The following is a 25,454-nucleotide window of genomic DNA, read 5'->3' as shown; positions in this document are numbered from 1 at the left end:
TCGAATTATAAGATAAGGCAAATTTGAATAAAGTGAAAGATAATATTTATTTTATTTCGTTTTACCCCTTATATATTCCTATTTGGTAACTATAGTCAATATAACAAATAGGGTAGAACCATGTAGAGCACAAATCATAGTTACCGATATTGCAATTTAATATATGCTAAATATATGAAAAAAACATAGGAGGTGTGGCATATTGGATAGCCGAAAAAATAAAAAATTATTGTATGCAGTAGGGGGTTTAACATCCTTGTCTATTTTGATGTTTGGATATCAAAATTTTTATATCGCAAATCAACAAGACAAAAATAATACGGTTATATATCTTGCAAAAGAAGACATTCAGGCTAAAACGGAAGTGAATGCAAACATGTTTACTCCTGTACATGTGTCAAAAGGTGGACTTTTGAAAGGATATGTTACAGATATCAATCAAGTGAAGGGAACGCAGTTAAAAGGTGGACTCTTGAAGGGAGAACCGATTTCTACACAGCGTTTAGAACCAAAAGAAAAAGGTAAAGAAGATAAATTAAAAGTAAAAATTCAATCAGAATACATGCCAGATATTAAAGATAACGACAACGTAAAAGTATTTGTCTTGTTAACAAACAAGCATTCTGAGAAATCTGAAGTACAAACCTTGTTTACGAACAGAAAAGTAGAGGTTGCTACAGTATCGACAGACGCTACACAATCTCCTAAAAAAGAATTTTATCTTCAATTAACAGAAGAAGAAGTGAAGCAATATTATGATGCTCAATCGAAAGGAAAAATCATTATTACAAAAATGATGAATGTAGACGTATCAAACATCAATTCAGATAGTGGATATAATCCAAATAGCGAAGTTGCAAAGGGAGCTTCGAATGAAGAATCTGAAAAGGATAAAGCATCAGTCATCAGTTATCAGGTTCAAGATGGAGATACGCTTGATAAGTTGGCCATTAAATTCAAGACAGACACAGAGACTATTTCAAAATTAAATGGAAATAAGAAAGTTTTGAATCCTGGGGATAAGATTACAGTCCCTGCAAAATAAGAGAGGAGTTGACTCGAATTGAATAAAGTAAATAAAGGAAAAATGGTAGTATGTTATCCAGTTTTATATGGGAATGGCATGAAGTATACAGCTACAAATATTGCTCATTATTACAAACAGCAACACAGTGAATGTAAAGTAGCATTAGTAGATTTTGATTTTAAAATTCCTTATTTAGGTGCGAGTTTTTCATTAGAGGATAAAGTTCATGGAATTGATAATTTAATAGAAAAGATTGATGGTGGTTTTTTAAATGAAGAATTGTTCAAAGAAAACATGACTCAGTTGAAAAACAAAGTGGATTTATTAAAAGGAACAAAACTATTAAAAAATTTCGGTTTAATAGAGAAAAGACATGTTGATAGAATGATTGAAATATTAAAGTCTTTATACGATTTTATTGTTGTTACTGTTTCACCACAGGTTGATAATGCGGGAACAGTGAATGCTTTATTTCATGCAGATGACATTGTATTAATAGGTCGAAATAATTTTAGTAATTTACAAATGATTCCTTCTGCAATAAAAACAGTAGACCATTTTAAACAAAAAGATGCTTCTATCAAAATGATATTCAACATGTTTAATGAACAATCAAACATTGATTTTAGTGAATGTTTTAATGGTTATGATGTTAAAGTAGTTGGAATGATTCCTTATAATGAATCAACAATTGATAACGGGAATTTAATGCGATTTGGAGCAGGTGTAACAAATAAATTTTTCCAAAGTAAAAAGCAAAACGAATATGCATCTATTATAGAAGAGTTTGAATAAGAAAGAGGTGAAAGAAATGAATAAGGTGAAGTTGCCAGTTGTTATCTATGACAAAGAAGAAACATTTAAAATTATTGAATTAAAACATAGCGTAGGGAATCATTTTCGCTATTTAGAAGTGCAAGATATGTATCAAAATAGTATCACTCGATTTGATTTATACGAGACTTCTTTATTATCGCTTGACAGACGATACGGAACTGTAAAATTCATCTATAAAGATAAAAAAGATAGTTTTATGGATGAAGAAATGGTTGATTTATATGTATCTGATGTGCAGAATAACTCACTTCCAGAAGAAGAGGTGTTGTACCAAACATTAAAACAGAAAATTCAAAGAGAAATGGATAGTCCTGATGGTACAACAAAAGAATTGGAAAAGCATACGGAACTATTAAAGCAAGCAACCATAGATGAAAATGCAAGAAAATATATTATGAGTAAAATTAGAAAGAGCCTGATTTCTTCTGAAATGATTGCGGAGGAAGATGTGAATGGAATTTCATATCGCCTCTTTGCTGAATTATATGGAATGGGTGTTTTGCAGGAATTAGATGATGACCCTGATATGGGAGAAATCATGGTGAATGCAACTAAATTGCCAACGTTTAAGTCTCGTATTTACTTTATTAAAAAAGGGATAAAATACGAATACCATAAAGAATTCGAAACATTAGAAGACCTAATGAATGTATTTAATCGAGTAATCGAGTTTAATAAGAAAACACTAAATTCAGTTGAAAATGCAATGGTAGAAGCTACTCGACCAAATAAAGATAGGGTAAATATTAGTATACCTGAGGCAACAGAGAATTACGTGATGAATATCCGTAAGTTTACTAACTTTATTCCGAATCTAAATATGATGAAGAAAAGTGGTACAGTTGATGATTTTATTGACAGATTAATGGATGTGTTAGTAAGAGGAAAAGCCAATATTGGTATTGGTGGACCGATGGGAACTGGTAAAACAACATTCATCAACTACCTGCTTACTTACACGAAACCAATCGAATTAAAAGCGGTAATTGCATCTGTATCAGAAACAGATGTTGAGAGAGTTTTAAAAGGGCATCATGTCGTCATTTACAACGTAGATGACGAAAAAGGTTTTACATTTGAGAGAGCAATGCGTCATGCTCTGCGTTCTACTGCTGATAGAATCATTATTCCTGAAAGTCGTGGTAGTGAATTCAGGCAGGTGTATGAAGCGAATTTAAAGACAAAAGGTAATTTGTTTACAGCTCATGCTTTGGATGACTATGCATTTTTAGATATGTGTGTGGACATGTATATGTCGTCTCCTGAAGTAGGGAACGAAAGTACGATTCAAATACGAAATAAGTTATGCCAAGCAATGGACATTATCGTTATTATGCGTAAAGTAGGTAATAAAATTCGTATCAAGTCAGTTTCCGAAATTTTAACAAATGAGAAAAATGAGTTTATCGGAATGAATTGCTTATATAAATGGACATTCAACCCTGAAAATCCTTTAAAAGGTCAATATATAAGAACAGAAAATCGCATGTCTGACAAATTAAAAAGTAGATTGAATGAATTTGAAATTCCAATGTCAGAAATGGAAGACTTGTAAGCCGTATAAAACGGCTTACTTGAATATGAAAGGGGGCATGTAACTTGTTTCGATTATCAAATTTAAATATGGATTCAATCTTAACACAGATAAAAGATTTTTTGAGTATGGACAAAATGATTCCGTTTTTAATTAATTCTTTTTTGATTCTCTCTGTAGTGATGTGTGCCATGATTATATTAAATATAATAAATGAAAAACGAATTCGAGATAAACTACATGGAAAGGCAAAGAAAAAACATGCGGATGATTTTTTCTTGAATCGAGTAGGATTATTAAAAAGATTCTATCAAAACTTAGAGTTTCTTTTAATCGAGAAAGGGAAAGAACGATTAATAGATATTTATTATTATGGATTTTTAGGTATTAATGTGGTTGTTTTTGTGGGATTTCTTATTGTAAAACAATACTTCCTTGGCATTATAATTCCTTTTGTCCTTTTAAGCATTGCCAACAAAATGAGTAAGATGTTGGCTGTAGATAAGATGGAACAAATTGAAGAACAATTACCATCTGCGATTGATAATATTATCCGTGTATCCTCTAAATATGGTGATATCAAAAGTATTATCTATGAAACAGCTCGTTCCTCTGAGCATCCTTTACGTGAGGTATTAGAAAATATCGCTCGTAAAATGATTTCGGGTGACCCTCAAACGGTGTTGCTTCAATTCAGAGAGGAATATGATAACATTTGGATTAATAGTTTAGTGTTTACTTTGATTAGTTACTTGGAGGATGCAAGTAAGGCTACAACAATTAGCAATCTGCGTCACTTGCGTAATATCTTAGAAAGAGAGAACAGATTGAAAAAATCTCGTATAACAGATAAAAAGTACGCTGTATCTATTAACTATTTTATTGCTATCCTGGCATCTGGAGCAGGAGTTCTTAATATCCTTTTTAATCCTAAGGGAAAAGAATTCTTTTTTAGCTCATTCTTAGGACTTGTTTGCTTCTTAGCAGGATATGGTGCTGTTTTAGGTACAATCATTATCAATATTAAAATGACAAGAGTGAAAAAAAGTAAATAACAAGTAAAAAAGAAATTATTTCTTTTTTACTTGTTTGAAAGGAGTTGTTTGTTTTATGTACAATTTGTATATTGTACCATTACTAATTGCTTTCTTGATGATAGGTATACATCTTTTAACATCACAAAAGCGAGTAATGGAAAAGCCATTTTTAAATGAATGGTCAAATATATTACATAGTTTGTCTTTTGTTGCCCCATTTAAATGGTTTATTAACTCTAATCCAGAAGATAAAAAAGTCAAAGACATCAATAAGTTAATTTTTGAAGCAAATATTTCAGATAAGCTGAGTTATAGAGTTTTTACAGCACTTCAAATTACGATTCTTATCGCATCATTTATTATATTCTGCATAGTAAATATCATGATGAATAATATCACATTTTTAGTAGGTATGTTATTCAATATTGATTTAGCAGAAAGTATGCAAAGTCCAACGGGAATTATTAAATTTAAATTCATTGTTGGGGCAATCTTACTTTTACTATGCTTAATCCCTAAGTTTTGGTTAAAAAGAAGAGCAAAGAAAAACAAGTTTTTCTTCTTAAAAGATTTACCAATTCTGCAATTGTTTATTATTTTAATGCTTCGTTCAAAAAGACCGATTAATGAAGTGTTTTACGTTTTGTCAAAAACAAAAACAAGATATAAGAACATATTTGAAGTAGGGTACCGAATTTATCTTCGTGATAACAAAGAGGGGCTTCAGTATTTAGCAAATTCATTTGCAGGAACGAAATTTACAGATACTATTCACATTTTATCTGAATTCAATGAGTATTCACGAGAAGATGGGATTCAATCATTAGAGAACAATATGCAAGAAATTATTGAATATACAAACATGCTAAAGAGAACAAAGGATTTATCAAATCTTGTTTACTCACAAGCATCTCTGTTCATTCCATTCTTAGCTGTAATCTTATTAGGTCTTATTCCGCTTGCTATGTATGGTAGTTCTTTACTGGATTCACCTATGGGGCCTTAAACAGGATAAGGGACAAGTTACATTATGTAGCTTGTCTTTTTTGTATAGAATGAATAAACCCGATAAGAAAGGGGGTATCTATGTATGGAATTCAAAAAAATGATTAAATATGTTGAAAATCATAAAGAATCTCATTTTGAGGGAGTTCTTAATAAAAATGAGAAGAATGTTATTAAGAGAGATGACAATTTAATTTTTAATAGAAGCAAACAAGAGGAAACCCAAATGATATATGAAATTTTAAATGATTATGAAATTAGAAGATATAAACCCAAAAGGGAAAAGTCAGCGTTAATCCGTGTATTGGAACCTGAATATAAAAAATATGGAGTGCCTTACGAAGTCAAGTATTTAGAAAGTTTTAGTTCCGTAATAGAGCTTTATTTTCATGATATTAGAGAAATAATGCCTAATAATGAAAGATTCGTATTGTTCAATGAAGAAATGGCAAAAGAAGTAATTCAGTTTATAGATGAGGGTGATTTTGATGAAATCGTTGTTCATTGTAATGCAGGTCAAAGCAGAAGTGCAGGAATTATGTACGGAATTTCGCTGTTATTAAAGGATGTTCAGTTACAAGAGGATATTACATTAGATAGTTTTTATATGCCAAATCCAGTCGTTATTCATTTTATAAGACAGGCATTAGAACAATAGTAGAACATTTAATCTGAATATATCAAATAGAATTCACATATAAGATAGTATGATTCACAAAAATAAGAAGCCGTCAAGGTTAATCAGGGTCAAACAAGTAGAACACTGATTAAAGGAATAATGTAGATAACTTTATCTATAATAAGAAAAATACAAAAATAGGGGATGATGATATATGTGCTAAGATTCTGTAGTTCAATGAATATTTAAATTCTAAATATATTATCAATAGAAGAGTTATGGTGTGATGACCCGAACAATAGTTATTGAGCTATGATGGTTCAACCATGAGAGAGTGTAGATGAAAGACCCTTCCGAAAGGTCGTCTTGTGTCGGGGTAACAGCTTACACATGATTAAAGGAATAAATAAAAGATAAAACAAGAATAGGGGGAATACAGAATGAAAAAAGTGTTAAATAAAGTCAAGAATTCTAAAGGGTATGTATCAATTGAAACAATTATCGTAGCAGGTTTAGTCATTGGATTAGGAGTTGCAACAGTAATCTTATTCCAGAACAAAGGAAATACAGTTACTGATAAGGCTTTGAAAAATATTGAAACTGCGACAGAACAATACAAGGTTGTAGAACCAGGTTCTGGCAAATAAGTATTGAGATACTAATATAAAAACAATAAACAATAAAAAATAAAAACAACCAAAATAGGGGGAATGTAAAATGAAAAAAATGTTAAATAAAATCAAAAATTCTAAAGGATATGTGTCAATCGAAACAATTATCGTAGCAGGTTTAATTATTGGGTTAGGAGTTGCAACAGTAATCTTATTCCAAAACAAAGCAAATACAGTTACTGATAAAGCGATGACAAACATTGACACTGCGACAAACCAATACCAAGTAGTAGACCCAAGTGCTGGTAAATAATTAATTAAATAGAATTCAAATTACATAAGAGCTGTGGGTATATTATACCTACAGTTTTTTTATTTTGTTGATAAATAATAAAAAAGGATAAGGTTCGTTTATAAAATAAAATAATACAAAAAATAATAACATATTAGATAAATATAATTAAATAAGGGGAGGGTTTTTACATGAATAGATTACTAAGAAGAAAAAGTGGATTTGTTTCCATAGAAGCTGTTGTAAGTATGTCTGCCATTTTAGCGGTTGTATTTTTAGGTATAGGATTTATTAGTTATATGTATCCAAAACTAATGATTGAAAAAGAGGTGCATATACTTGCTCAAAAAGCTAAAGTGCAAGGGGGTTTAACGAATGAACAGTCAGAGCCAATTAATAGTGATTTAGAAGTTTTTTATAAAAAGATGGAGGAAAGAGGATACAAGAGAGAAAATATACAGGTGACTGCAAAAACAGTTACATATGGTATAAATTGTATCGGAGTAACACCTGTCAATGGAGAAGGAACAAGTTATATGAAACGAGATAGTAAAGACCCTATTGAAGTAACAGTAAGTTTACCTGCAAACAAAAGTGGATTATTAGGTCCATTCGCTTTCTTTAGTTATAAAGATAAAACAGGTAATCAATACATCTTCAAGGAAACTGTTTTATCAGAGAGGTGGTAAACATGAAGTGGATAAAGCAGTTACTCAAAAATAAAAAGGGTGTAACATCTGTATATGTTATATTATTCGTTTCAGCGTTGCTTCCATTGCTACTATTTCTCTGCATAGATGTTCCTCATTATTTAGATTCGAGTAGAAAAATAAAAAACGTATTAGATAATGCAAGTTCATCAGCTATTACCAGGATTCAAGATGATAAATTACCAAAGGGTATCATTGAATTAAATCCTGAAGAGGCGAAAGAGATTATTGATAAAATCATACAACATGATTTGTTTTTAGATGAAGAGTTCAATCCTAAAAAGGGAAGTATTGTTTCTGGAAAGCCAAAGATAGAGACGCATTTTGTTAATAACCCAGATGAAATTACGGAAGTAAGTACACCGATTGATAATGTGAAAGTAAATCATACGAGTGTAGTTATATATGCAGAGATTCCAGTGAATGGATTGTTTTTCAAGTTCAATGAAGTAAAAATGAAGAAAGTAGCAGTCAGTCAGGCTCGGTTCTAATGTTCATTGATTATGGTAAGTACAAAAAAGATTGTTTTAATGGTACCGTATCAATTCGGTACCTTTTTTATAAGATAAGGAGGTTGAGATATATGGGGCTTATATTGTTGATAAGTTTATTAGGTATGATATTTGGTGGGATTATATTGTTTGTAGTAAGTAAAATCTATAAAGAGTATGATTTTAATAAAAGAGAGTATATTATGGGAGCTTTACTCAATGGGTTGTTTTTGGGAGTCATTTTTAATAAATTTGGTTTTATCGAATATGCATGGTTGTTAATGGCATTGTCTATTATTCTTACAGCATTATTCTTAATAGATTTTAAGTATCAAGATTTACCTGATGGCTTAAACTTAGTTATCTTTTTATTAAGTATCATTTTTATTGTTGTATGGAGACTTCATAGTCCAATTCCTTACATCATTACTGCAATTTCTCTTTTTATTGGATTTTTATTATTAGCCTTGTTAACAGGTGCTTTAGGTGGAGGGGATATTAAATTTGTAGGAGCAATTGGATTGTTCTTTCACTATCATCAAATTCCACAATTATTAATGTATTCCTTTTTTACAGCTTCTTTATTTGCTGTGGGATTAATGGTTGTAAAGAAAAGCAAAAAAGGTGATAGGTTTGCATTTGGACCATTTCTTATTATTGGAGTGATAGGTACGCTTATTATCTAAACTTGTAAAGTTTCAATCTATATAGATTGATTAACTTAGGGAGAAGGTTATCCTTCTTCCTTTTTTATTTTGTATTTATTTGCTGTATATAGGTTTATGTTTCGGAGGGGTTTTGGTATTTGTACGACTCCACTATAGTTATAAGGGATTTTTCTCCCTAATAAAATATTACAAGGTGTTTTATCAAATTTATTAAAAGAAAGGGTGTTGCATATGGAACCTCAATGGTTGATACCTTTGAAACATATAATTGACTTGCAATATAGAATAAACATATTGCAGAAGGATATAGAAAAAGGAAATAAAAAGAAAGAAGATTGTGAGGAGTTTATTAATTATTATCAGAAAAATATTAATAATAAATTAAGTGAAATTCAAAACATTCCAAGTTGTATATTGGATGAATATAGTGAAAAGGCATCTGAAATTACATGCAGGGAAGGTTTTGTAAACGTTTTAGATGAATTAAATAAAAGATTTAGAGATGAGAATATATAAAAAGAGTAGATATTTTCTTAACCTTTGGAAGAACTTGTTTCTATTGTGTATGAATGTTATTCTTTTGTTAATATAAAAATGAGTTTTTGATTGATAAGAAGATGAAATTTAATTTATGTTCATTACTAAAATCATTGGATAGATAAATGAATGAGATAAAAAACAGGGAGGATAAACGATGTCATCTTTAGCAGAGAAAATAAAAACTTTAAGAAGAGAACAGAAAATGACGCAGAAAGATTTTGGCAAATTAATGAATGTAACTGAATCTTTTGTGTCGAAAATGGAATCAGGTGTGAAAGAGCCCTCTAAAGAAAGTTTATTAAACTTATCAAAGGCGATAAACGTGCCAATGAGTTATTTTTTTGAAGAATTAACACTTAAAAAAAATGATGTATACGTTTTGTTTAACGAAATAAGAGGAATGATTCTTAATGTTAATGAAGAACCTTTGTTTAAAGGTGAATTATTGAATAAACGAGCAATAGAAGGGTTAATTGATGGTATTGACTATTTGATTCGTCAAACAGACCGAACGAATCAAAAAGAATAGACAAGTGTCTATTCTTTTTATTTTTTGTTCCTGAAAATAAAGGAAATATATTGAAATAAAATAAAATAACCGCCCATTTACTAAGCGGTTATTTTTCTAAGGTATCCGCAACTACCTTAGAATTCCTTTCTCTTTTGCTTAGAGAGACAAAAGTGAACCTATGGAAATTCTATTCTTTTATATTGTAGCATGTTTGTTATAATATAAACAAATATAGAATCATTTTGAAGAATTCTATGTGAAAGTAGGTAATGATTATGAATCCAGTATATGCATCCTTCTTTGTTTCTATTTATTTAGGCGTGGGGATTATATTTATGCATTTTTTATTAAAAAAAGCGTTTCATGCACAAGAGATAGAAGATTCGGTTAAAGAAGAAGAAAACCTATATATAGGTTTTGCAAGGATGTTTTCTAAAACACAATCATTAGCAGGTGAGCGATTTTTTAGTATGATATATGCAGTCGGTGGATTAATAGGATTCCCTCTATGTATCTTCTTTGTAGGAGCAAATATAATCATGTGGTTAATTGCTATGTTTGATAAAATATTTTTGCATGAAGATGAGGATGAAGAAGAAAGTTCTGATAGTCGTAAAATGGATTAGTTCTTTCATATAGCATTTCAAAAGTTAAATAACTAAAAAACATATGTAAAGAAGATTTATAAAGCAGTAAAGAGCTTTCAAATTAAAAGAAGGCTCTTTCTTTATTTAAATCACATCTATTCATTCAAATGTTTATATGTATATTTTTGTAAACATTTATTGATATATATCAATGGGATTTGATAGGATAAAGAAAGTATTGGAGCTTTTCTTTCTTATTAAAATAATGGAAGTGATATATTTTGAATAAAATAAAATTAGACCAAAAAGCACCGTATATTGAAGTTTATGCAGATTGGCATAAGAAAGGGTATCCAGGAAAAACTTATTATGAAAAGGCGTTGTATGATGTAAAAAAAGGAAATGCAATTATTATAGGTTCAAATGCTATTAAGTTAATAAAAAGATTAAAACCTTTGAAAGAACGAGTCTTGGAACGGGATAAATATATCTGTCAGTATTGTGGAAAATACGGGGATACGATTGACCATCTTATTCCGCAATCAGAATATAAGATACACACAACAGAAGAAACAGTTGTATGTGCCTGTAAAAGGTGTAACAACTTGAAAGCAAATAAACCAATGTATCAATTTATAAAAGAATTGATGAAAGAAGAAATTATAACTTTTATTGATAAGAAGTTTTAAATAAACATGAAGAAGAAGCGAGTGATATAACATCATTTGCTTCTTTTTATTTGTAAAATACAATTTACAAAAACATTGAAGTGAGCAGGTGGATATAGTAGAATGGATTTATTAATTTACTATAGTTGATGAAAAATAAATATTATTCTGATGTGAATGATGATATTGCTAAATGAAAGATATATGGAAGATTTGGGTTGTGAATGGATTAGCATCTTTGATTTGCTATATGGGTTATCGTTTGACTCATATCATTCCAATCCTTGTGATGAGTGTTGTCTTGTGGAGGGTATCTATAGCGATAACTGTATATATAAATTGTTTGATAATCAAAATGAGGAAGAAAAACAAAAGGAGCGAGAAAATTGAAAGACACAAAAATAGAAGAAATTTTAAATACAAGTTGTGATGTTGTAAGGTTAGTTCATCATAAGTCTACGAATTCATATAGCATTGGTTTAACAGCAGACGATGAAATGCATATCAAATTTATTAGCGAAGATACTTACAATTTGTTGAAAAAAGATGTGATAGACCAACAAGGAAGAAAAAAGGTTCTTCATGAAGAGGATAATGTGATTCCTTTTCAATTAAATGAGGAAGATGATTCATTAGATACTGCATTTCAAGTAGTAAAACAAAAGTATGAAGATGCAGAGAAGAATCGAGCTAAAAAGCTACATGCATATCGTTCAGCAGAAGATGATGTAAGAATTGCTCTTAGACAAATGCAATTGCTTTGTCCACATAAGAAAATGAAGGGATTATTCTTTAAGGAATGTGTGGACTGTGGTTATAGCAAATCTATCTTGTTCTAAATCATTACAGAGGGGATGAGGAAAATGTATTTATCAGATATGAGGAAGAAGATAACAAATCTACTAAAAATGGCTAAAGATAAATATGAGGGGAAACTTGTGCTTCTTCCCTTAGGATATGTGGAAAATGAAAAACCTATGGATACATATTTGATTGCTCAAGTGTTTGAAATGAACGTTGTAGAAAATTATGTAGAAATTGTCTATGATTTCGACGGATACACAGAGTTGTCTGAATTGTTAACTGTAGAGCAGTTTGATAAACATGTAGAACTATTAGAATCAGATAATTTAATTAGGGAAAGAGCTTTGCGTCTATTGTTCGGTAAAAAATAAACATTAATGAATGTACTAATGATTACATAGTGGAATTCAAGGAAGAGCCAAGTTCAGTAGATGAAATTCCGTTTAATTATTTAATGAATAAAGGATACTATGTTCGGAAATCCATTATTGAAAAAGATACCTACCATATTTCTAAAACAAAAAGAAAGGGGATAACGTATGAACAAGCGAATGAAGCGTAAAACAGCAAAACGAGTAAACACGCAACGTCATGAGAGATTATTATCTATCATTCAGCAAAAATTCACTTTGGATAAAAAGTTGTTTTTAAATGGCTATTTTATTTTTGATATGGGGTTTCGTTCAGTATGTCATTTCACATTAAAAGAAACGCCAGATTGGGAATATGCGATTTGGTTATACCCTAATAATGCTTTTGTTGTGTTTGGTGAACATAAGAAATTGATTGGCAAATTTAAGCCAAGTAGAACGTATGTAAGTTTTGATAATAATGTGGATGATTTCTTAAATCAAGTTAAAAAAATTAAAGAGAATCCTAAACTGTACTTTGTAGATTCTTTAACCCGTGGAGATGCATTAACGGATTTTAAAAAAGATGAAAACGGTTTTTATTCAGGTTACCAGGTGCTAAAGGAATTTAACGAAGAAAGTGGTTGTTGGGATAAAATCTCAAGAAATATCAAATTGACACAAGAAGAATATGTAAAGCAGAAGTATGAAGAGTTCATGAAAGATGAGGAAATTCATAAAGATAATGTTGAAGCTGATAGAAAGAATACATTTGATTTCTTTAAGAAATTGCCATATCAGTTTGAAGAAATTGTTGCAATTGGCGTTGTTGATAGAAACGAAGAAGGAATAAGTTGTTATCCGAGATATGACATTGGAGTTGTTGTAAAGCCTAACATGACTGATGAAGAATTTGATGCATTCTATGATAAACTGGATAAGTTTGTTACGGATTCTGTTTATTCAAAAGAAAGAAAAACACATGAACATCAATTTGATTTATATGGATGCTACGATGAATTAAAAGATATTAAACAAGCAGATTATATGTTTTATAAAAAATAAGTATGGGGGAATGAACGTGATTACGAAATTAGATAATGGAAGTACATTGATTGTATTAGGAGAAGGATAAGTATGAAACAAGTGTTAGAATCATTAAAGAAGAAAGAAGCTGAAATAAAAGAATCCATTGATTCCTGTAAGACTGTTTGGGTGAAGAGTTTTTTTGAAGGAAAAATGCAAGGTATCCAAGAGTCAATTAAGGTCATTGAAGAATCTTTAAAGACAGGAAAGCCATCCGAAGAGGCAAAGAAAGAGGAAGGTCCATATGGTGGAACACCTACATTGATGGATTCATTACCTATTGGAACAAAATTTCATGTATGTAATGGTCATTGGGATGGAGAAATTGTTGAAAGAAATGGAACAAAGTATGTATTTATTTCTGAGGATAATATGATAAATCTCTCTAAATGTCCTGATTATAAGTTGGATATTAACATAAAAAGCGTTTATACGAATAAAGAGGAACTTGATAAAGAGTTAAAAGAAAAAAGAAAAGAATTAAGCGAACTGCGTATAAAAGCATCCCCATTAAATAGACAAATATATTTATTGGAATGTGTAATAGAAGAGTTGAACGAAGAGAGAATGAAGTTTAGAAAACAGGATTGTAATACAATTTGAACTTTGTTAAGGAGAGAGATTAGATGACAAGAAAAAGATTTATAAAATTAGCTATGTCACAAGGGTGTAGTAAAAGGGTAGCAGTTTGGGCATCCATTTACAGCAGAGTATACTATGGTAGCTATAAAACAGCATTGAAAGATTATAAAGGAAATATAGCCAATTGTTTTGACGAAGAATGTCTGCATTATAGATGGAGCTATATTTAAATAAAATTTTCGAGGTTAATAACAGTACTATCTTAATAACTTCTGGGTATGTAATTTGAAATTTATGAAAGGGAGGGCTTATATATGGATGATAAATTTACTAAATTTAGTTTACTTCTAAATGAACTTGAATTTGGGATTGATTTAGGGTGTGTAATAGATGCACCAGATGGTAAAGATGGATTGTAAGAGAAATATTAAGTGTTACATATACAAATGATAATCAAGTTGAGATACGAATTGTAGGCGAATACCTTTGGCATAGATAGTATATATAGAGAGAAGGAAACAATATGGATTTAATAAATAAATTAAAAGATACATTCAAAATGAAGGTAGATTGGGAAGTTGATTGTGTATATGCATTATCTAATGAAAGCATTTGTCTTATGTATATTGAGCCTCATAAAGGAACAGATTGGAAATATCTCATAAGAATCGACTATCTAAAAACTTTTGATAGATGGTCTGTTACTTGGTATGAACATGAAATCAAAGACATTGTAGATGAAAATGAAGTTATAAATTTGATGCATGATATAAGGGTCATTATTGAATATGAAAATAAAGTTGTTATGAAAGTTTCAAATGATAAAGAAGTTAATAATTTTTATTTTGAATTAAACGAGTCGATTTTAGAAGAAATGCCATTAACTGATTGAGAGTTATAAGGTTATGAACACAACTTCAGTGAGGGGGTGACAAGAATGAAAGATACAAATGAAATGACTTTTCATTCTACTGATGTCTCATATAGAGTAGAGAAAAAGAAGGATAAATATTTTCAAATATATAAGTGTGATAGAGGAATGAAAATTCCGATTACACATAGAGAGAGTTTTAGAAGTGCTTGTAAAATCGCTAAGTTGTTGGCTGATACATATGCAGAAGGTTATGAGTCTGGTAAAAGTATGGGGATTGAATTATATGGATTTGGTGTTACGGGAGGATGTTAGTAATAAAAAAATAATGGATGGAGTGTTTTTTAAATGGAAACTGAAAAATTAAATGCATCGGAAAGAGAACGGTTAAGCTTTCAAGTAGGATTCATTATGGCCGCCATTGATAACGCTATGGTAAATTATGATGTAGTGAAAGGCTTCGAAACAATTTGTAAGGAAATTATATTAGATAAGGATTGTATTCAAAAGGGGATGCGTCATTATGCTACGGAAAATTCCATTGGATTAGCAGATGAAGATATGCTGAATATCATGGAAGAATATGAACTGAAAGAATGAAGGATACATCTTCTGAATGAAGATGTATTTTTTATTGGTGTTTTAAGTAAAATAAAATTTACAAAAATCAATTGATAATATATACTATAGTTAATAAATTGTTGGTGTATATTTGTATGAATAAGGTGACAAAGTGAATAGTATGCGATTTCGAGCTACTTGCGAACGGATTGAGTAGTTAAAAAATGCGAGGGGGAGTTTTGAACGATGAGAGATTTGTTTTTAATTGAAGTAAAACATGATGAATTTATGTATGATGGCACAGAGTTTCGGTTATTTCAAGAATCTAAAAGAATTTCAGGTGACCAATTTCTTGCGTATGCAAAAAATTGTGAAGAAGTAGAAACGTTAATGAAACAGCAATCTCAATATTATTTTGAGCTTCCTAAAAATGCACTACCAGGAGATTTTAAATATCAATCAAGAATTTGTTCTGTCGTGAATGTTTCAGATGATGGTGGAAGTCCGTTGTTACAAAGTTTTAGTCGGTTAGATAGTTTTCTTTTTGAGGTAGCAAAAGGAGAAAGTGCAGTAATAAAAATGCGTTAATTTTAGGAGGAAGTTATGAAACGTCTTACAAACGAGCAATTATCATATATGGCAAAAGCATTTAAAGAATTAGATAGTCTAATAGATAGTTTGGAATCCGAAAATCCAGACCGAACGGATTGTGGTGATATTCAAAAGGCTTGGGTGTTAATACATGATAGGCTAACAGAGCAAGTTGGAGAAGACTTTTGTGTAGATAAATTGATTATTCATGAGGAGGAGTAATTATGGTAGTAGTAACAGACAGATGGATTGAAAATGGTGAAAAGGTTGTTTTGTTAGAACCTGTTTCAGTAATGAAAGATGATACTTTTGAACATGCAGTTTCATTTGCGAATACAAAAAAAGATGTAGATACGTTTTGTTTACGATTAAACGAAGGAATGTTGATTTTCAAAGGTGACGTTACAATAGAGATTTTAAAAGAATTACATCGGGACCTGAATCCAAAAGAGGCATTGATTCAACAAGGATGGGAATTATCAGATGTTCGATTTAATGTATTTCTATTTATCAATCAAGATGGTAAGGAACATCCAGTACAGTCCATCAATAAAACAACAGCTTGGTTACAATTATATAGTGAGTTAAAAGAACAAATTTTTGATACTTGCGGAAAATATTGCAGTGGGACAGATTGTGGTATAGCAGTTGCCTAAATAAAACTACTTTTGAGGTGAGCGTATGCGTTACAGAGAGCGAAAAAAAGAAGCATTTAGAAAAGACATTGAGGATTTCGAAAATTCATCCCGTACTACAGAGGATTATATGAAGTTGATTGCCAATATACATAAAGCTTCAGGTTTTGGAGATGGACTTGTATATTCAGAACTTGAAGGTGAAATCGCTAAAGTTTTGAAGAATAAGAGAGGATGAGTAACTTGAAAAAAGGCATTATTTATAAAGTCTTATCAGCAACATTTGTAAAGGCATATCATTATCATGGGTCTATGTTTGATTATACATGGAAATTGACGTTAATGGATGAGAATGGTGAAACTATAGAATGTGTAGAAGATACACTCTCTGATTATGACGATTTAGAGGGGGAGTATATTCGTATAAAGAAATCTTATTCGAGATTTGAAAAAGTCGATATGGAGGCTGAAGAACGAGTTAATTCAGCAAAAAAGATTAAGGGTGAGATGAAACTCGAACAAATAGCTGAAATTATAGATGCAAATGCAAGAATGGCATATAAACATGCCTATAGTGGTGGAACTCATAAGTCTGAAGAACAAAGAACGAAAATGGAGCAAGTAGAGATTGATGACTTAGTTACTGTAACTTCATCCAGTCATGTTTCTGCTATTAATCGAGTGGGGTATTTAAGAAAAATGTTTCACGATAAAAACAATAATGAATGCTATCTGATTGAACGTTTAAATGGAGAAATCGCTGAGTGGTCGGATTGTAAATTAATAAAAGTATATGAATCATATCAGTAGTTTGGAAGATTTAATTGAGAAAGATTGGATGAGAAGTTGTTAATTGGCTTTTAACCGTAGAGATTAAGTTTAATACAATTTGAATTTTATATGAATTAAGATATAAATTTATCATTTTATATTGAAAAGAGGTGAAATACATTGTCTAAAAAGAAAAGCGACCATAAACATGATTATGAATTGGTTAAAATAAATAGTGATAATTGGTTTACGCATGAAAAGAAATGTATAATATGCGGGCATGTCAATGATAAAATCAGAAAAACCGATTGAACAATGTTTGTCTTCGAACAAAAGTTCCATTTAATTGAAAAGGGGAATGAATCGTGGAAACATTAAATGCACCAATTTATGAGGTGAGTAAAGAGAGTGACTGGTATAAGTCAGCGATAAAAAGAAAATATGATATAAATCATTTTTTTAAGTCTTTTAAAGAAAAATATGGAACAAATAAAGGATTTGTGTTTTATCATCCAGATTTCTTTGGGGTTCGAATGGGGACTGAAGCTTATGAATTGTTTAAAGATGAAATTTTGAAAAATCCAAAAGAAAAAGATTTTTATCCATTTAAGAAACGTTCAAAGTATTATAAAGAAATCAAAGCACTTATTGAACAAATTGAAGATATTTATCCATTTAAGCCTCATGATGTTTTTGGTACGAATAACTTTTCTGGCAATCAGTGGGTAGGAGATAGATGGTTCTTTGAAGTTAATCATGAGGAATATGTAAAAGGAACTGAAGTTGTTCCAGTTGATTTCAAAGAGTATTTGAATGCGGTCATGGAAATGTTGGATTAGTATTATAGCTTTGAAGTCTTTAGGAAAGAGAGTGGATTGAAAGATGGATGATTTAGTTAAAAAATACTTGTCGAATATGGGTTTAATGGGAACTGAAGTTTTTAGTCAGTCAGAAGCAAATCAATTAATGAACGAGCATGTAATTGGCTTATATAAAGGTCATGTATCCTTGAGAGAGGATAAAGAGTTCACAGCCAAGGAAATTGCGGAAAAATTATCTTTCATAGAAGATGAATGGAAGAGAAAGTTTAATGAATCTTGGGGAAAAGAGTTTGATGAGTGATTTATAGCAAAGTCGTTATTTCAAGTATTAGCAAAAAGAAAGATTGAAAAATTGTATCTTGAAAGAGTCATAATTGATGGTAAGAAGAGGTTGGAATAAAATTCATAGTGATACTGGAAAACAAAATGACCTGTACAAAAAAGGTGATGAATTTAAATGAAAATAACGAAATATCATTACGCTCTATTTGTACTAAATAGAGAAAAACAATCGTTAGAAAATAAAATAGAAGAAATTAAAGATGGATTCATTTACTCTTCTGAAAAGAGAAGGAAATTAGCAATACTCATGCATGAAGAGGAATTAAAAAGTTTGAAAAAAGCGATTGAACAGTTAGAACGAACAACAAGGTAATTCTTAAATACTGAACCTCAAATTCATAGAAACGTAGGGATGAAAATGGAACTTCATTATTGGGAAAAACAACTCATTTTATATACAAAAGGACATTTTAAACGTATTGATTATAAGAAAGATATCAAGTTATTTACTGCTAAATTGTATGCTTTAGGATTAGAGGATGTAGGGTCAAAAAATGTTTTGCATATGGTATTAGATGTATACGAAACGTTGTGTGAGAACGGATATATTAACTTCAATTTTAAAACGTTTATTTTTACTCTTTTAAGGGAATCTTCTTTTAAAAATGAACCGCATAAGATTGATGATTATGACATTTTACATAAGCTATTAGCAGAAATTCAAAACATTCCTGTTTTGAGCAAAGGGTTAGACTTAGGAGAGGCTGATAGTGAATTATTAGAGAAAATAATGGCAGATAAGATTTTGTAGAGTGTTATGATATAATCATCGTAAAAGTTGAGTGTATTCCCAGGCAAGAAATCTCCCTCCTCAAGCGTATGGGATTGGTCCTGGGTTTCTAAATACTAACAAGTAAAATATATTTTACTTGTTTAATTTAATTCATTTTTATTACATAATTGTATCAATAGTGAACTGTTAGATATCATCATATAAAAAGAAAATATTTCTACAAGGAGTAGGATATAGATGCGTACTACATGTATTATGTGTTCAGAATGTGACCAATGCATAACGATATACGGTGATTTAGCTTCTGTTGAAGAATCAGATTTAAAAACATCGTGTAAAAAGTGTGAAACAGCGGAAGAAGATAGGTAGAGTGTTTCTACTATACAATTAAAAATTCATAAGAGATTAGGTTGACTAAAATAAGGCATACACGTAATCGTCAATTAAAAAAATACAACAACAACTATATAATCTATTGCATAGGTAATTTACCTATCGACTTTATACGAAAATACGCTTATGAAGATATGTATTTGGATGTAACTTTCAAGTGGTATAGAGACTTTGAATGATACAAGAATACTAAAATTATTGAATTTGGTAGTTTAGTATGAACTGAAGATAGAACGATGGTACCGCACCTAAAAAGAGAATGCAATAGGTATAGTCTTTGCCATCGTGTTGATAAGTAAGAACGCAGTTAAATAGTAATGTTATTGTTATACAGTTTAGGTTTTATTAAAGATGAGGTGAGTTAATGAAGGGTGAAGTAAAAGTCGATAAAGAACTGAAAAGATTAAAACAAATGGCTAACAACCTAATTAACAAGGTTGATGAAAAGGGGATAAAATTTATTGATTTTGAAGTAGGAGCAGTTTCACAAATCGGTAAAGCCAACGCAATGAAAGAGATTAATTGGTTCGCATTAGAAGTTTTCGAAAGAACATGCGAGAAATATAAAGTGGGGTGACAGCAGTGGAGAAATTATTTTGTGTACTTATTTCTGTATCAGATAAAACCAGTGAGGTTATTCCTTTTCATACAATTGCCAAAGACTCAAAGAGTGCGTTCGGAAATGCAGAAGAATACTTAGAAGGTATAGGAATAAAGGCTTACAAAGATATGGGTTGTACAATTATACGGAATGTGGACGGCAAGGAAATATCATTTTAAAATAGGAGACTTTACTAAGAACGTGAGGGATACAAATGCAAGACAAATTTGGGAATGAGATAGTGGGATGATTCGAGAAGTAAAAGTTGATAAAAATGGAGTGCTTGGATTTGAGGCTATTCCTAATGTGTCGGAAGAACTTTGTTACGTGGATGCGTGGTTGAACGAAATTGAAGTTGTAACGGAAAAGACAGTTATACGAAAATATGCAAAACATATTACGTTAGATGGTAGGCCGTACTTTTATTAAGCTCAAACAAAAGCATTAATGTAATTGATACTGAAGAAATGAGGTGATATAAGTGTCTTTGAAAATTAATTCAAGCATGTTCACATATTTAAAGAATGTAGTAAATAAGTATTTTCGTGATGAATATAGATGGCGATTCAGCGAGGAAAAAGGTACGTTACTACAAAGGCAAACGGAATTTAAAAGAGATAGCGTTTATCATATCTACGGTGTTTGGTGACTTAGCTGATGTTGTTCAAAAAGGATATTACTACAACTTAGATGGAAAATGTGTAGGTGGTTACATTATTATTCATTTGTTTGTAGATGCAGATTTTAATGGAATGAATCAAGGAACAAAAGGTGATTACTTGTATTGTAAATTTAACCTTTTTGAGGAAACATACTCAGTTGACCAATCCAATGATTTAGATTATTTGCTTGAAGAAGACTGGATGAAAAGTTGCTAAGTACAGTTGATTTATTTCATAGGCATTATTGCAATGCAATCTCAAATAACTGAGGTGTTAGAATGGATAAATATGAAAAACCAAAATGTAATTGTGGTCAATCACTAAGTTTTAGAGGCTACGTATATGCTGTTACAGGAATTACGGTAAAGGGTCATCCGAGTATGAGTAGTCCGTTACTTATCAAAGGTCAGGAAAAAGGTAAATATTTATTCTGTTTTAATTGTAGGAAAAGTTATGCAGTTGGTAAAGACCATAAAGGAAGAATAGTAAGAGTGGAATAAACTAAATTATTATTTAAACAATATTAAATTGAACTTTATGTAGAAATTAGGTGAACGAGTATGTCAATCAAAAAGGGGACACATGAGGAATTACCATTGTCTTTATGTTGTAAATCAAAATGTGAACGAGGCTATAAATTAGCACAAGACTATAAATCTATTTACTGTTGTAATTGTGGTGAAAAACAGAACTAAATGAAGAAATATTTATATGGAAGGATTGAGAATTATGGATTGGAATTACAAAGTGCTTATCAACGGGATATATTGATTAGCAGATAATAAAAAGAAAATTGAAGGAGATGTTTTTGCATCTTCTATGATTAAAGAACTCGAAGTAGAGATGATAGAAAAAGCAAATGAAGGGAACTATGAATTAAAGATTCATTCCAATTCTGGTTTAAATGGGGATAATTGGTTAACGAAACCGCATTTATATAATGCAGTTATTTCAAAATTAACAGGTTTAGGATTTGAAGTTTCTCATAGTGATGATATGCGAGATGGGACATATATGATTATCAAGTGGTAATTAAAGTAGGTGTGTTTTGATAGTAGATAAAAGGTGGAATGAGTCATGTTTTGCGAAATCGTAGAGTTGGATTTGACACAACCTTTCGGGGATTTAAAAGGTTCTAAATTTATTAAAGAAGTAAGAGCACAATCAGGAGAATTATTTAAACAAATTCTACTTATTAATGGGAAAATCTATCATCCTTGTGTTGCTTACTCTTGTATTCTGGGAGTTAAGGAAATGAAGTTGAACAGAAATCCTGAAATCCTTGTAATTTGCGAAGAAGGTTTGAAGTGTCCATATTGTGAATATGTTGATGATGAAGCGTATTTATTAAAAATAAACAAAGGTCATAAGGAATGCGTATATTGTTATTCTGAAATTAAGTTTGTAATAGATAGAGAGGTAAACTCGTCTGGGAAATGTTTAAGAGAAATTTATCATACGGAGCCAGTAAAATTAAATGAGCCTATTGAGCTGTAAGTGAATGAATAAGGAGAATATATAAGATGGTCACAAAACGAAAAAATCTTATTATTTTATTAAATAGATTAATTGATGGAATGATAAGAATTGAATATTGTGGTACAGATATAGATGATTATATATAACAGATATGGAGATGTTGAAATGGATTTGTATTTACATGAAGAGAATGTAACAGCACGTTTAATTACGGAATGGAAGAAGTATGGTTCACTTGTAGTTGCATATGATTTTGATAATACAGTATACGATTATCATAAAGAAGGACACTCATATGATGATGTTATTCGATTATTAAGAGAATCAAAAAAACTTAATGCGTACCTTATGGTTTATACAGCAAGACAAGATAGTGAACTATCTTTTGTTAAGGGATATTTAGAAGAGAATGATATTCCATTTGATTCAATCAATGAGACTCCTGGTTTTATACCATTTACAGAGGGAAAAAAACTATATTACAACATTTTGTTAGACGACAGAGCAGGTCTTCCTTCTGCATATCGTTGTTTGTTGAATGCTGTTACATATATGGATGAGTTACAGAAGGAAACGAAACAAAGTAGTTAGAAGGGAGAATATTAATATGGAGTATGACTTAAAAATTAGGCAATCGTATCATGGTGCAGGTGGAAAAGATGGCTATAGATATGAACTTTACAACAATAAGGAAGAAAAGATAGGTCGATTACATAAAGTGCCTACATCATGTCGTTTTGGTAGTACAATTAGTATTAATGGTATTTATTATATTATTTCCGCATTATATGATTCTCAAAATCCAAACGAAGAAAATGATGAAGTGATTTATTATGAATTAAAAAGGTATGAATTTAAACCTGATTTTGATTTAGGGGAAATAATTGAACAATAGGTGGATATTAAATAGAAAAACTATAAGTTATGAACCTAACTTTAAGAAAGTAGGAGAATTTATGTCATTAGCTAATTTGCAAAGAAATATATTAGTAGGTGTGAGAGATAAAAATTTTGATATCTGTAGTGAAAGAGGATGGAGCATAGAAGAAAAAGATGCTCACATTAACGTGTATGACGAAAATAATAAATTGATAGATAAGTTTTTCGGTCATATTATGTTAAGTAAATTTTTGAAGAAGTAGTCTAAGCAAAATTATATATTGTATTTCTTATAGAAAAGAGGAATGAGAATGAAAGGTCATATTGATGTAGAACAATTAGTATTATTAAGTGCAGAACAAATTTTGACTTTGAGTAATTCGAAATTTATAGACACTGTTTGGATGGATTGGGATAATGTAGGTAAAGTACAAAGTGCATTGGACATATTTGAAAATAAAGGATGGAAACATGATACGCTAATTGAAACAGCAAAACATTGTAATACATCGAATATGATAGCAATCTTAAACGAGTATGGTAAGGTAATGATTGAAAATTCACATTCAGAATATGGAACAAAATGGTTCGTCAGTATAAATCATGATGTGGAGATGGATACATTCCACTTTGAAGGGGAAGAGCTGTGTGATGTATTATGGTCTGCCGTTAAGAAAGCTATATTTTAAGTTTTAACAAAAATGTTAATGTAATAGATTTTAAACTTTGTAGAAAAGCAGGTGTGGAAATGGAACTGCATTATTGGGAAAAACAACTTATTTTATATACGAAAGGACATTTTAAACGCATTGATTACAAAAAGGACATAAAATTGTTTACGGCTAAATTGTATGGTTTGGGTTTAGAGGATGTAGGTATGCAAAATGTTTTGCATATGGTATTAGATGTGTACGAAACGCTATGTAAAAATGGATATATCAACTTCAATTTAAAAACATTTATTGCTACTCTTTTAAAGAAATCTGCTTTCAAAAGTGAATCGAATAAGATTGATGGGTATGATATTTTACAGGAACTCTTAGCTGAAATTCAAAATATTCCTGTTTTGAGCAAAGGGTTAGACTTGGGAGAAGCCGATAGGGAATTGTTAGAGAAAATAAATGTAGATAAATAAAGTCGTCAGATATGTTTGTGAACATTTGATTTATGGAGATAAGGCAATACACAAGGGAGGATATGGTTATGAAAATTAAAGATTAAAGAGTTTAGAGTTTGAAATTTCTCATAGTGATGACATGCGAGATGGTATATATATGATTATCAAATAGTAGTAAAATTCTCCATGAAAAGGATGAGATTACGGAATAAAGGTGGAATGGTTCATGTATTTTAAAATCGTAGAATTGGATTTGAAACAACCTTTTGGCGATTTGACTGGAAGTAAATTAATAAAAGAAATAAAACTGCAATCAAGAGATTTATTTAAACAAAATTTGCTCATCAATGAAAAAATCTATCATCCTTGTGTAGGATATGGTGGTGTTCTTGGAGTTACAGAAATGAAATTGAATAGGAGTCAAGAAAACCATGTAATTTGCGAAGAAGGTTTGAAGTGTCCATATTGTGAATATGTTGATGATGAAGCGTATTTATTGAAAGAACATAAAGGTCATAAGGAATGTGTATATTGTCATTCTAAAATTAAGTATGTAATAGATACAGAAGCAAACACTTCAGGAGAATGCTTGCAAGAAATTTATCGTACTGAGCCAGTGAAGTTAAAAGAACCAATTAAACTTTAATTAAATAATTATTTCGTAGAGAGGAAAAGAAACGATGGTCTTAAAAAGAGATTGTATTATTGTATTAAAAAGATTATTTGATGATGGAATGGAAGATGAATACAATGTAATGTGTAAATTGTTTGAAGAACATTTTGGATATTCACCAATGAATGAAGTTGTGTTTGGTATGGACGAAGATTTATAGAAAAGAGGAATTGAATAGTTATTTGAGAGAAAAGGAGAATGCAAAATGAAAGAACTATTTAATTGGGAACGAATAATGTTTTCGCCTAAAGTTTTATTGAATTATTCAAAGTATATGAATAACCATTCGAAAATTACTGAAGATGGATGGCGTTTTGATTGTATGTTAGGAAAATATTATAAGTGGATTGAAATAAAATAAAAGTC

The 25,454-nt window shown here is 30.4% G+C and carries 50 protein-coding genes; all 50 read left to right on the top strand.

The window, feature by feature from the left end:
• The first annotated feature begins 202 nt into the window (after positions 1-202).
• The 50 genes from ACIQ7L_RS11255 (at position 203) to ACIQ7L_RS11010 (ending at position 25,449) form a co-directional block, all read left to right on the top strand.
• Positions 203-1,045: a LysM peptidoglycan-binding domain-containing protein gene (locus ACIQ7L_RS11255; protein WP_400569137.1), complete on the top strand. Its 843-nt coding sequence runs from the start codon at positions 203-205 to the stop codon at positions 1,043-1,045.
• 18 nt (positions 1,046-1,063) lie between these two features.
• Positions 1,064-1,822 carry a CpaE/TadZ family protein gene (locus ACIQ7L_RS11250; protein ID WP_400569135.1) on the top strand — a complete coding sequence of 253 codons (759 nt, stop codon included), beginning with the start codon at positions 1,064-1,066 and terminating at the stop codon, positions 1,820-1,822.
• 16 nt (positions 1,823-1,838) lie between these two features.
• On the top strand, positions 1,839-3,419 hold the full coding sequence (locus tag ACIQ7L_RS11245) for an ATPase, T2SS/T4P/T4SS family (protein WP_400569133.1): 1,581 nt from the start codon (positions 1,839-1,841) through the stop codon (positions 3,417-3,419).
• Positions 3,420-3,463: 44 nt separating this feature from the next.
• Positions 3,464-4,453 (top strand): type II secretion system F family protein, encoded by a 990-nt coding sequence (locus ACIQ7L_RS11240; RefSeq protein WP_400569131.1) that lies wholly within the window; start codon positions 3,464-3,466, stop codon positions 4,451-4,453.
• Positions 4,454-4,508: 55 nt separating this feature from the next.
• Positions 4,509-5,441, top strand: a complete 933-nt coding sequence (locus ACIQ7L_RS11235) for a hypothetical protein (protein ID WP_400569129.1) — start codon at positions 4,509-4,511, stop codon at positions 5,439-5,441.
• A gap of 84 nt (positions 5,442-5,525) precedes the next feature.
• Complete coding sequence (locus ACIQ7L_RS11230; RefSeq protein WP_400569127.1) at positions 5,526-6,098, top strand: hypothetical protein; 573 nt, start codon at positions 5,526-5,528, stop codon at positions 6,096-6,098.
• A gap of 401 nt (positions 6,099-6,499) precedes the next feature.
• Entirely contained in the window at positions 6,500-6,706 is a 207-nt protein-coding gene (locus ACIQ7L_RS11225; RefSeq protein ID WP_400569126.1) for a hypothetical protein, read from the top strand.
• A 70-nt stretch (positions 6,707-6,776) separates the two neighbouring features.
• Positions 6,777-6,983, top strand: a complete 207-nt coding sequence (locus ACIQ7L_RS11220; RefSeq protein WP_400569124.1) for a hypothetical protein — start codon at positions 6,777-6,779, stop codon at positions 6,981-6,983.
• Positions 6,984-7,153: 170 nt separating this feature from the next.
• Complete coding sequence (locus ACIQ7L_RS11215) at positions 7,154-7,651, top strand: hypothetical protein (RefSeq protein ID WP_400569122.1); 498 nt, start codon at positions 7,154-7,156, stop codon at positions 7,649-7,651.
• Between the two features lie 2 nt (positions 7,652-7,653).
• Positions 7,654-8,163 carry a cobalt ABC transporter permease gene (locus ACIQ7L_RS11210; protein ID WP_400569120.1) on the top strand — a complete coding sequence of 170 codons (510 nt, stop codon included), beginning with the start codon at positions 7,654-7,656 and terminating at the stop codon, positions 8,161-8,163.
• A gap of 92 nt (positions 8,164-8,255) precedes the next feature.
• Positions 8,256-8,849 (top strand): prepilin peptidase, encoded by a 594-nt coding sequence (locus ACIQ7L_RS11205; RefSeq protein ID WP_400569118.1) that lies wholly within the window; start codon positions 8,256-8,258, stop codon positions 8,847-8,849.
• A 213-nt stretch (positions 8,850-9,062) separates the two neighbouring features.
• A complete protein-coding gene (locus ACIQ7L_RS11200) occupies positions 9,063-9,347 on the top strand; it encodes a hypothetical protein (RefSeq protein ID WP_400569115.1) in 285 nt (94 codons plus the stop codon).
• 178 nt (positions 9,348-9,525) lie between these two features.
• The gene (locus ACIQ7L_RS11195; RefSeq protein ID WP_400569113.1) at positions 9,526-9,900 is read left to right on the top strand and encodes a helix-turn-helix domain-containing protein; all 375 of its coding nucleotides are present in this window, start codon (positions 9,526-9,528) and stop codon (positions 9,898-9,900) included.
• 257 nt (positions 9,901-10,157) lie between these two features.
• On the top strand, positions 10,158-10,508 hold the full coding sequence (locus tag ACIQ7L_RS11190; protein ID WP_400569111.1) for a hypothetical protein: 351 nt from the start codon (positions 10,158-10,160) through the stop codon (positions 10,506-10,508).
• A 242-nt stretch (positions 10,509-10,750) separates the two neighbouring features.
• Positions 10,751-11,158, top strand: a complete 408-nt coding sequence (locus tag ACIQ7L_RS11185; protein ID WP_400569110.1) for an HNH endonuclease — start codon at positions 10,751-10,753, stop codon at positions 11,156-11,158.
• Positions 11,159-11,523: 365 nt separating this feature from the next.
• Positions 11,524-11,976 (top strand): hypothetical protein, encoded by a 453-nt coding sequence (locus ACIQ7L_RS11180; RefSeq protein WP_400569108.1) that lies wholly within the window; start codon positions 11,524-11,526, stop codon positions 11,974-11,976.
• Between the two features lie 24 nt (positions 11,977-12,000).
• The gene (locus ACIQ7L_RS11175; RefSeq protein WP_400569106.1) at positions 12,001-12,312 is read left to right on the top strand and encodes a hypothetical protein; all 312 of its coding nucleotides are present in this window, start codon (positions 12,001-12,003) and stop codon (positions 12,310-12,312) included.
• Positions 12,313-12,341: 29 nt separating this feature from the next.
• Positions 12,342-12,503, top strand: coding sequence for a hypothetical protein (locus tag ACIQ7L_RS11170; RefSeq protein WP_400569105.1), 162 nt, complete (start codon positions 12,342-12,344; stop codon positions 12,501-12,503).
• Positions 12,481-13,356 carry a hypothetical protein gene (locus ACIQ7L_RS11165; RefSeq protein WP_400569103.1) on the top strand — a complete coding sequence of 292 codons (876 nt, stop codon included), beginning with the start codon at positions 12,481-12,483 and terminating at the stop codon, positions 13,354-13,356. The genes ACIQ7L_RS11170 and ACIQ7L_RS11165 overlap by 23 nt, the downstream gene beginning before the upstream one ends.
• Positions 13,357-13,428: 72 nt before the next feature.
• On the top strand, positions 13,429-13,980 hold the full coding sequence (locus ACIQ7L_RS11160; RefSeq protein ID WP_400569101.1) for a prefoldin domain-containing protein: 552 nt from the start codon (positions 13,429-13,431) through the stop codon (positions 13,978-13,980).
• Between the two features lie 23 nt (positions 13,981-14,003).
• Positions 14,004-14,189, top strand: coding sequence for a hypothetical protein (locus ACIQ7L_RS11155; RefSeq protein WP_400569100.1), 186 nt, complete (start codon positions 14,004-14,006; stop codon positions 14,187-14,189).
• A 293-nt stretch (positions 14,190-14,482) separates the two neighbouring features.
• Complete coding sequence (locus ACIQ7L_RS11150; RefSeq protein ID WP_400569098.1) at positions 14,483-14,851, top strand: hypothetical protein; 369 nt, start codon at positions 14,483-14,485, stop codon at positions 14,849-14,851.
• A gap of 45 nt (positions 14,852-14,896) precedes the next feature.
• Positions 14,897-15,145: a hypothetical protein gene (locus tag ACIQ7L_RS11145; RefSeq protein WP_400569097.1), complete on the top strand. Its 249-nt coding sequence runs from the start codon at positions 14,897-14,899 to the stop codon at positions 15,143-15,145.
• 33 nt (positions 15,146-15,178) lie between these two features.
• Positions 15,179-15,430, top strand: a complete 252-nt coding sequence (locus ACIQ7L_RS11140) for a hypothetical protein (protein ID WP_400569095.1) — start codon at positions 15,179-15,181, stop codon at positions 15,428-15,430.
• Between the two features lie 207 nt (positions 15,431-15,637).
• Positions 15,638-15,979, top strand: a complete 342-nt coding sequence (locus tag ACIQ7L_RS11135; RefSeq protein WP_400569093.1) for a hypothetical protein — start codon at positions 15,638-15,640, stop codon at positions 15,977-15,979.
• A gap of 15 nt (positions 15,980-15,994) precedes the next feature.
• Positions 15,995-16,204 carry a hypothetical protein gene (locus tag ACIQ7L_RS11130; protein ID WP_400569092.1) on the top strand — a complete coding sequence of 70 codons (210 nt, stop codon included), beginning with the start codon at positions 15,995-15,997 and terminating at the stop codon, positions 16,202-16,204.
• Between the two features lie 2 nt (positions 16,205-16,206).
• Positions 16,207-16,638, top strand: a complete 432-nt coding sequence (locus ACIQ7L_RS11125; protein ID WP_400569090.1) for a hypothetical protein — start codon at positions 16,207-16,209, stop codon at positions 16,636-16,638.
• Between the two features lie 25 nt (positions 16,639-16,663).
• Positions 16,664-16,855 (top strand): hypothetical protein, encoded by a 192-nt coding sequence (locus tag ACIQ7L_RS11120; RefSeq protein ID WP_400569088.1) that lies wholly within the window; start codon positions 16,664-16,666, stop codon positions 16,853-16,855.
• A 5-nt stretch (positions 16,856-16,860) separates the two neighbouring features.
• The gene (locus ACIQ7L_RS11115; RefSeq protein WP_400569086.1) at positions 16,861-17,427 is read left to right on the top strand and encodes a hypothetical protein; all 567 of its coding nucleotides are present in this window, start codon (positions 16,861-16,863) and stop codon (positions 17,425-17,427) included.
• Positions 17,428-17,753: 326 nt separating this feature from the next.
• The gene (locus ACIQ7L_RS11110; RefSeq protein ID WP_400569085.1) at positions 17,754-18,227 is read left to right on the top strand and encodes a hypothetical protein; all 474 of its coding nucleotides are present in this window, start codon (positions 17,754-17,756) and stop codon (positions 18,225-18,227) included.
• 43 nt (positions 18,228-18,270) lie between these two features.
• A complete protein-coding gene (locus ACIQ7L_RS11105) occupies positions 18,271-18,510 on the top strand; it encodes a hypothetical protein (RefSeq protein WP_400569084.1) in 240 nt (79 codons plus the stop codon).
• A 156-nt stretch (positions 18,511-18,666) separates the two neighbouring features.
• Complete coding sequence (locus ACIQ7L_RS11100; RefSeq protein WP_400569082.1) at positions 18,667-18,864, top strand: hypothetical protein; 198 nt, start codon at positions 18,667-18,669, stop codon at positions 18,862-18,864.
• 45 nt (positions 18,865-18,909) lie between these two features.
• On the top strand, positions 18,910-19,302 hold the full coding sequence (locus tag ACIQ7L_RS11095) for a hypothetical protein (RefSeq protein ID WP_400569080.1): 393 nt from the start codon (positions 18,910-18,912) through the stop codon (positions 19,300-19,302).
• Positions 19,303-19,521: 219 nt separating this feature from the next.
• A complete protein-coding gene (locus ACIQ7L_RS11090; RefSeq protein WP_400569078.1) occupies positions 19,522-19,653 on the top strand; it encodes a hypothetical protein in 132 nt (43 codons plus the stop codon).
• Positions 19,654-20,041: 388 nt separating this feature from the next.
• Positions 20,042-20,254 (top strand): hypothetical protein, encoded by a 213-nt coding sequence (locus ACIQ7L_RS11085; RefSeq protein ID WP_400569076.1) that lies wholly within the window; start codon positions 20,042-20,044, stop codon positions 20,252-20,254.
• 5 nt (positions 20,255-20,259) lie between these two features.
• The gene (locus ACIQ7L_RS11080) at positions 20,260-20,457 is read left to right on the top strand and encodes a hypothetical protein (protein WP_400569074.1); all 198 of its coding nucleotides are present in this window, start codon (positions 20,260-20,262) and stop codon (positions 20,455-20,457) included.
• A 67-nt stretch (positions 20,458-20,524) separates the two neighbouring features.
• Positions 20,525-20,707, top strand: coding sequence for a hypothetical protein (locus ACIQ7L_RS11075; protein WP_400569071.1), 183 nt, complete (start codon positions 20,525-20,527; stop codon positions 20,705-20,707).
• 116 nt (positions 20,708-20,823) lie between these two features.
• Positions 20,824-21,156, top strand: coding sequence for a hypothetical protein (locus ACIQ7L_RS11070; protein WP_400569070.1), 333 nt, complete (start codon positions 20,824-20,826; stop codon positions 21,154-21,156).
• Positions 21,157-21,218: 62 nt separating this feature from the next.
• Complete coding sequence (locus ACIQ7L_RS11065; protein WP_400569068.1) at positions 21,219-21,440, top strand: hypothetical protein; 222 nt, start codon at positions 21,219-21,221, stop codon at positions 21,438-21,440.
• Between the two features lie 60 nt (positions 21,441-21,500).
• Positions 21,501-21,635 carry a hypothetical protein gene (locus tag ACIQ7L_RS11060; RefSeq protein WP_400569066.1) on the top strand — a complete coding sequence of 45 codons (135 nt, stop codon included), beginning with the start codon at positions 21,501-21,503 and terminating at the stop codon, positions 21,633-21,635.
• A 124-nt stretch (positions 21,636-21,759) separates the two neighbouring features.
• Positions 21,760-21,972, top strand: coding sequence for a hypothetical protein (locus ACIQ7L_RS11055; protein ID WP_400569064.1), 213 nt, complete (start codon positions 21,760-21,762; stop codon positions 21,970-21,972).
• A 45-nt stretch (positions 21,973-22,017) separates the two neighbouring features.
• A complete protein-coding gene (locus ACIQ7L_RS11050) occupies positions 22,018-22,437 on the top strand; it encodes a hypothetical protein (RefSeq protein WP_400569063.1) in 420 nt (139 codons plus the stop codon).
• 147 nt (positions 22,438-22,584) lie between these two features.
• Entirely contained in the window at positions 22,585-23,010 is a 426-nt protein-coding gene (locus tag ACIQ7L_RS11045; protein WP_400569061.1) for a hypothetical protein, read from the top strand.
• A 16-nt stretch (positions 23,011-23,026) separates the two neighbouring features.
• Positions 23,027-23,314, top strand: a complete 288-nt coding sequence (locus ACIQ7L_RS11040) for a hypothetical protein (protein WP_400569059.1) — start codon at positions 23,027-23,029, stop codon at positions 23,312-23,314.
• Complete coding sequence (locus ACIQ7L_RS11035) at positions 23,304-23,561, top strand: hypothetical protein (protein ID WP_400569057.1); 258 nt, start codon at positions 23,304-23,306, stop codon at positions 23,559-23,561. The genes ACIQ7L_RS11040 and ACIQ7L_RS11035 overlap by 11 nt, the downstream gene beginning before the upstream one ends.
• A 48-nt stretch (positions 23,562-23,609) precedes the next feature.
• Complete coding sequence (locus ACIQ7L_RS11030; RefSeq protein WP_400569055.1) at positions 23,610-23,987, top strand: hypothetical protein; 378 nt, start codon at positions 23,610-23,612, stop codon at positions 23,985-23,987.
• Between the two features lie 59 nt (positions 23,988-24,046).
• Entirely contained in the window at positions 24,047-24,433 is a 387-nt protein-coding gene (locus ACIQ7L_RS11025; protein WP_400569054.1) for a hypothetical protein, read from the top strand.
• A gap of 208 nt (positions 24,434-24,641) precedes the next feature.
• Entirely contained in the window at positions 24,642-25,061 is a 420-nt protein-coding gene (locus ACIQ7L_RS11020; RefSeq protein ID WP_400569052.1) for a hypothetical protein, read from the top strand.
• Between the two features lie 34 nt (positions 25,062-25,095).
• Entirely contained in the window at positions 25,096-25,248 is a 153-nt protein-coding gene (locus tag ACIQ7L_RS11015; RefSeq protein WP_400569050.1) for a hypothetical protein, read from the top strand.
• Between the two features lie 45 nt (positions 25,249-25,293).
• On the top strand, positions 25,294-25,449 hold the full coding sequence (locus ACIQ7L_RS11010; protein ID WP_400569047.1) for a hypothetical protein: 156 nt from the start codon (positions 25,294-25,296) through the stop codon (positions 25,447-25,449).
• The last annotated feature ends 5 nt before the right edge of the window (positions 25,450-25,454 follow it).

Origin of the sequence: Bacillus sp. NPDC094106, assembly GCF_044764345.1 — a bacterium.
In the GTDB taxonomy this organism is placed as follows: domain Bacteria; phylum Bacillota; class Bacilli; order Bacillales; family Bacillaceae_G; genus Bacillus_A.
Note: the sequence above shows the minus strand (reverse complement) of the source record. Positions and strands in the feature narration are given on the sequence as shown.

What these genes read in the sequence shown, in the direction of transcription:
- ACIQ7L_RS11165 (WP_400569103.1), top strand. Translation starts at nt 12,481, where the DNA reads ATGAACAAGCGAATGAAGCGTAAAACAGCAAAACGAGTAAACACGCAA.
- ACIQ7L_RS11150 (WP_400569098.1), top strand. Translation starts at nt 14,483, where the DNA reads ATGGATTTAATAAATAAATTAAAAGATACATTCAAAATGAAGGTAGAT.
- ACIQ7L_RS11045 (WP_400569061.1), top strand. Translation starts at nt 22,585, where the DNA reads ATGGATTTGTATTTACATGAAGAGAATGTAACAGCACGTTTAATTACG.
- ACIQ7L_RS11095 (WP_400569080.1), top strand. Translation starts at nt 18,910, where the DNA reads ATGGAACTTCATTATTGGGAAAAACAACTCATTTTATATACAAAAGGA.
- ACIQ7L_RS11245 (WP_400569133.1), top strand. Translation starts at nt 1,839, where the DNA reads ATGAATAAGGTGAAGTTGCCAGTTGTTATCTATGACAAAGAAGAAACA.
- ACIQ7L_RS11085 (WP_400569076.1), top strand. Translation starts at nt 20,042, where the DNA reads ATGAAGGGTGAAGTAAAAGTCGATAAAGAACTGAAAAGATTAAAACAA.
- ACIQ7L_RS11175 (WP_400569106.1), top strand. Translation starts at nt 12,001, where the DNA reads ATGTATTTATCAGATATGAGGAAGAAGATAACAAATCTACTAAAAATG.
- ACIQ7L_RS11040 (WP_400569059.1), top strand. Translation starts at nt 23,027, where the DNA reads ATGGAGTATGACTTAAAAATTAGGCAATCGTATCATGGTGCAGGTGGA.
- ACIQ7L_RS11020 (WP_400569052.1), top strand. Translation starts at nt 24,642, where the DNA reads ATGTATTTTAAAATCGTAGAATTGGATTTGAAACAACCTTTTGGCGAT.
- ACIQ7L_RS11200 (WP_400569115.1), top strand. Translation starts at nt 9,063, where the DNA reads ATGGAACCTCAATGGTTGATACCTTTGAAACATATAATTGACTTGCAA.
- ACIQ7L_RS11030 (WP_400569055.1), top strand. Translation starts at nt 23,610, where the DNA reads ATGAAAGGTCATATTGATGTAGAACAATTAGTATTATTAAGTGCAGAA.
- ACIQ7L_RS11130 (WP_400569092.1), top strand. Translation starts at nt 15,995, where the DNA reads ATGAAACGTCTTACAAACGAGCAATTATCATATATGGCAAAAGCATTT.
- ACIQ7L_RS11160 (WP_400569101.1), top strand. Translation starts at nt 13,429, where the DNA reads ATGAAACAAGTGTTAGAATCATTAAAGAAGAAAGAAGCTGAAATAAAA.
- ACIQ7L_RS11015 (WP_400569050.1), top strand. Translation starts at nt 25,096, where the DNA reads ATGGTCTTAAAAAGAGATTGTATTATTGTATTAAAAAGATTATTTGAT.
- ACIQ7L_RS11195 (WP_400569113.1), top strand. Translation starts at nt 9,526, where the DNA reads ATGTCATCTTTAGCAGAGAAAATAAAAACTTTAAGAAGAGAACAGAAA.
- ACIQ7L_RS11055 (WP_400569064.1), top strand. Translation starts at nt 21,760, where the DNA reads ATGATTAAAGAACTCGAAGTAGAGATGATAGAAAAAGCAAATGAAGGG.
- ACIQ7L_RS11140 (WP_400569095.1), top strand. Translation starts at nt 15,179, where the DNA reads ATGGAAACTGAAAAATTAAATGCATCGGAAAGAGAACGGTTAAGCTTT.
- ACIQ7L_RS11100 (WP_400569082.1), top strand. Translation starts at nt 18,667, where the DNA reads ATGAAAATAACGAAATATCATTACGCTCTATTTGTACTAAATAGAGAA.
- ACIQ7L_RS11125 (WP_400569090.1), top strand. Translation starts at nt 16,207, where the DNA reads ATGGTAGTAGTAACAGACAGATGGATTGAAAATGGTGAAAAGGTTGTT.
- ACIQ7L_RS11010 (WP_400569047.1), top strand. Translation starts at nt 25,294, where the DNA reads ATGAAAGAACTATTTAATTGGGAACGAATAATGTTTTCGCCTAAAGTT.
- ACIQ7L_RS11215 (WP_400569122.1), top strand. Translation starts at nt 7,154, where the DNA reads ATGAATAGATTACTAAGAAGAAAAAGTGGATTTGTTTCCATAGAAGCT.
- ACIQ7L_RS11210 (WP_400569120.1), top strand. Translation starts at nt 7,654, where the DNA reads ATGAAGTGGATAAAGCAGTTACTCAAAAATAAAAAGGGTGTAACATCT.
- ACIQ7L_RS11205 (WP_400569118.1), top strand. Translation starts at nt 8,256, where the DNA reads ATGGGGCTTATATTGTTGATAAGTTTATTAGGTATGATATTTGGTGGG.
- ACIQ7L_RS11075 (WP_400569071.1), top strand. Translation starts at nt 20,525, where the DNA reads ATGATTCGAGAAGTAAAAGTTGATAAAAATGGAGTGCTTGGATTTGAG.
- ACIQ7L_RS11155 (WP_400569100.1), top strand. Translation starts at nt 14,004, where the DNA reads ATGACAAGAAAAAGATTTATAAAATTAGCTATGTCACAAGGGTGTAGT.
- ACIQ7L_RS11120 (WP_400569088.1), top strand. Translation starts at nt 16,664, where the DNA reads ATGCGTTACAGAGAGCGAAAAAAAGAAGCATTTAGAAAAGACATTGAG.
- ACIQ7L_RS11105 (WP_400569084.1), top strand. Translation starts at nt 18,271, where the DNA reads ATGGATGATTTAGTTAAAAAATACTTGTCGAATATGGGTTTAATGGGA.
- ACIQ7L_RS11145 (WP_400569097.1), top strand. Translation starts at nt 14,897, where the DNA reads ATGAAAGATACAAATGAAATGACTTTTCATTCTACTGATGTCTCATAT.
- ACIQ7L_RS11230 (WP_400569127.1), top strand. Translation starts at nt 5,526, where the DNA reads ATGGAATTCAAAAAAATGATTAAATATGTTGAAAATCATAAAGAATCT.
- ACIQ7L_RS11065 (WP_400569068.1), top strand. Translation starts at nt 21,219, where the DNA reads ATGGATAAATATGAAAAACCAAAATGTAATTGTGGTCAATCACTAAGT.
- ACIQ7L_RS11225 (WP_400569126.1), top strand. Translation starts at nt 6,500, where the DNA reads ATGAAAAAAGTGTTAAATAAAGTCAAGAATTCTAAAGGGTATGTATCA.
- ACIQ7L_RS11235 (WP_400569129.1), top strand. Translation starts at nt 4,509, where the DNA reads ATGTACAATTTGTATATTGTACCATTACTAATTGCTTTCTTGATGATA.
- ACIQ7L_RS11060 (WP_400569066.1), top strand. Translation starts at nt 21,501, where the DNA reads ATGTCAATCAAAAAGGGGACACATGAGGAATTACCATTGTCTTTATGT.
- ACIQ7L_RS11090 (WP_400569078.1), top strand. Translation starts at nt 19,522, where the DNA reads ATGCGTACTACATGTATTATGTGTTCAGAATGTGACCAATGCATAACG.
- ACIQ7L_RS11190 (WP_400569111.1), top strand. Translation starts at nt 10,158, where the DNA reads ATGAATCCAGTATATGCATCCTTCTTTGTTTCTATTTATTTAGGCGTG.
- ACIQ7L_RS11135 (WP_400569093.1), top strand. Translation starts at nt 15,638, where the DNA reads ATGAGAGATTTGTTTTTAATTGAAGTAAAACATGATGAATTTATGTAT.
- ACIQ7L_RS11025 (WP_400569054.1), top strand. Translation starts at nt 24,047, where the DNA reads ATGGAACTGCATTATTGGGAAAAACAACTTATTTTATATACGAAAGGA.
- ACIQ7L_RS11050 (WP_400569063.1), top strand. Translation starts at nt 22,018, where the DNA reads ATGTTTTGCGAAATCGTAGAGTTGGATTTGACACAACCTTTCGGGGAT.
- ACIQ7L_RS11220 (WP_400569124.1), top strand. Translation starts at nt 6,777, where the DNA reads ATGAAAAAAATGTTAAATAAAATCAAAAATTCTAAAGGATATGTGTCA.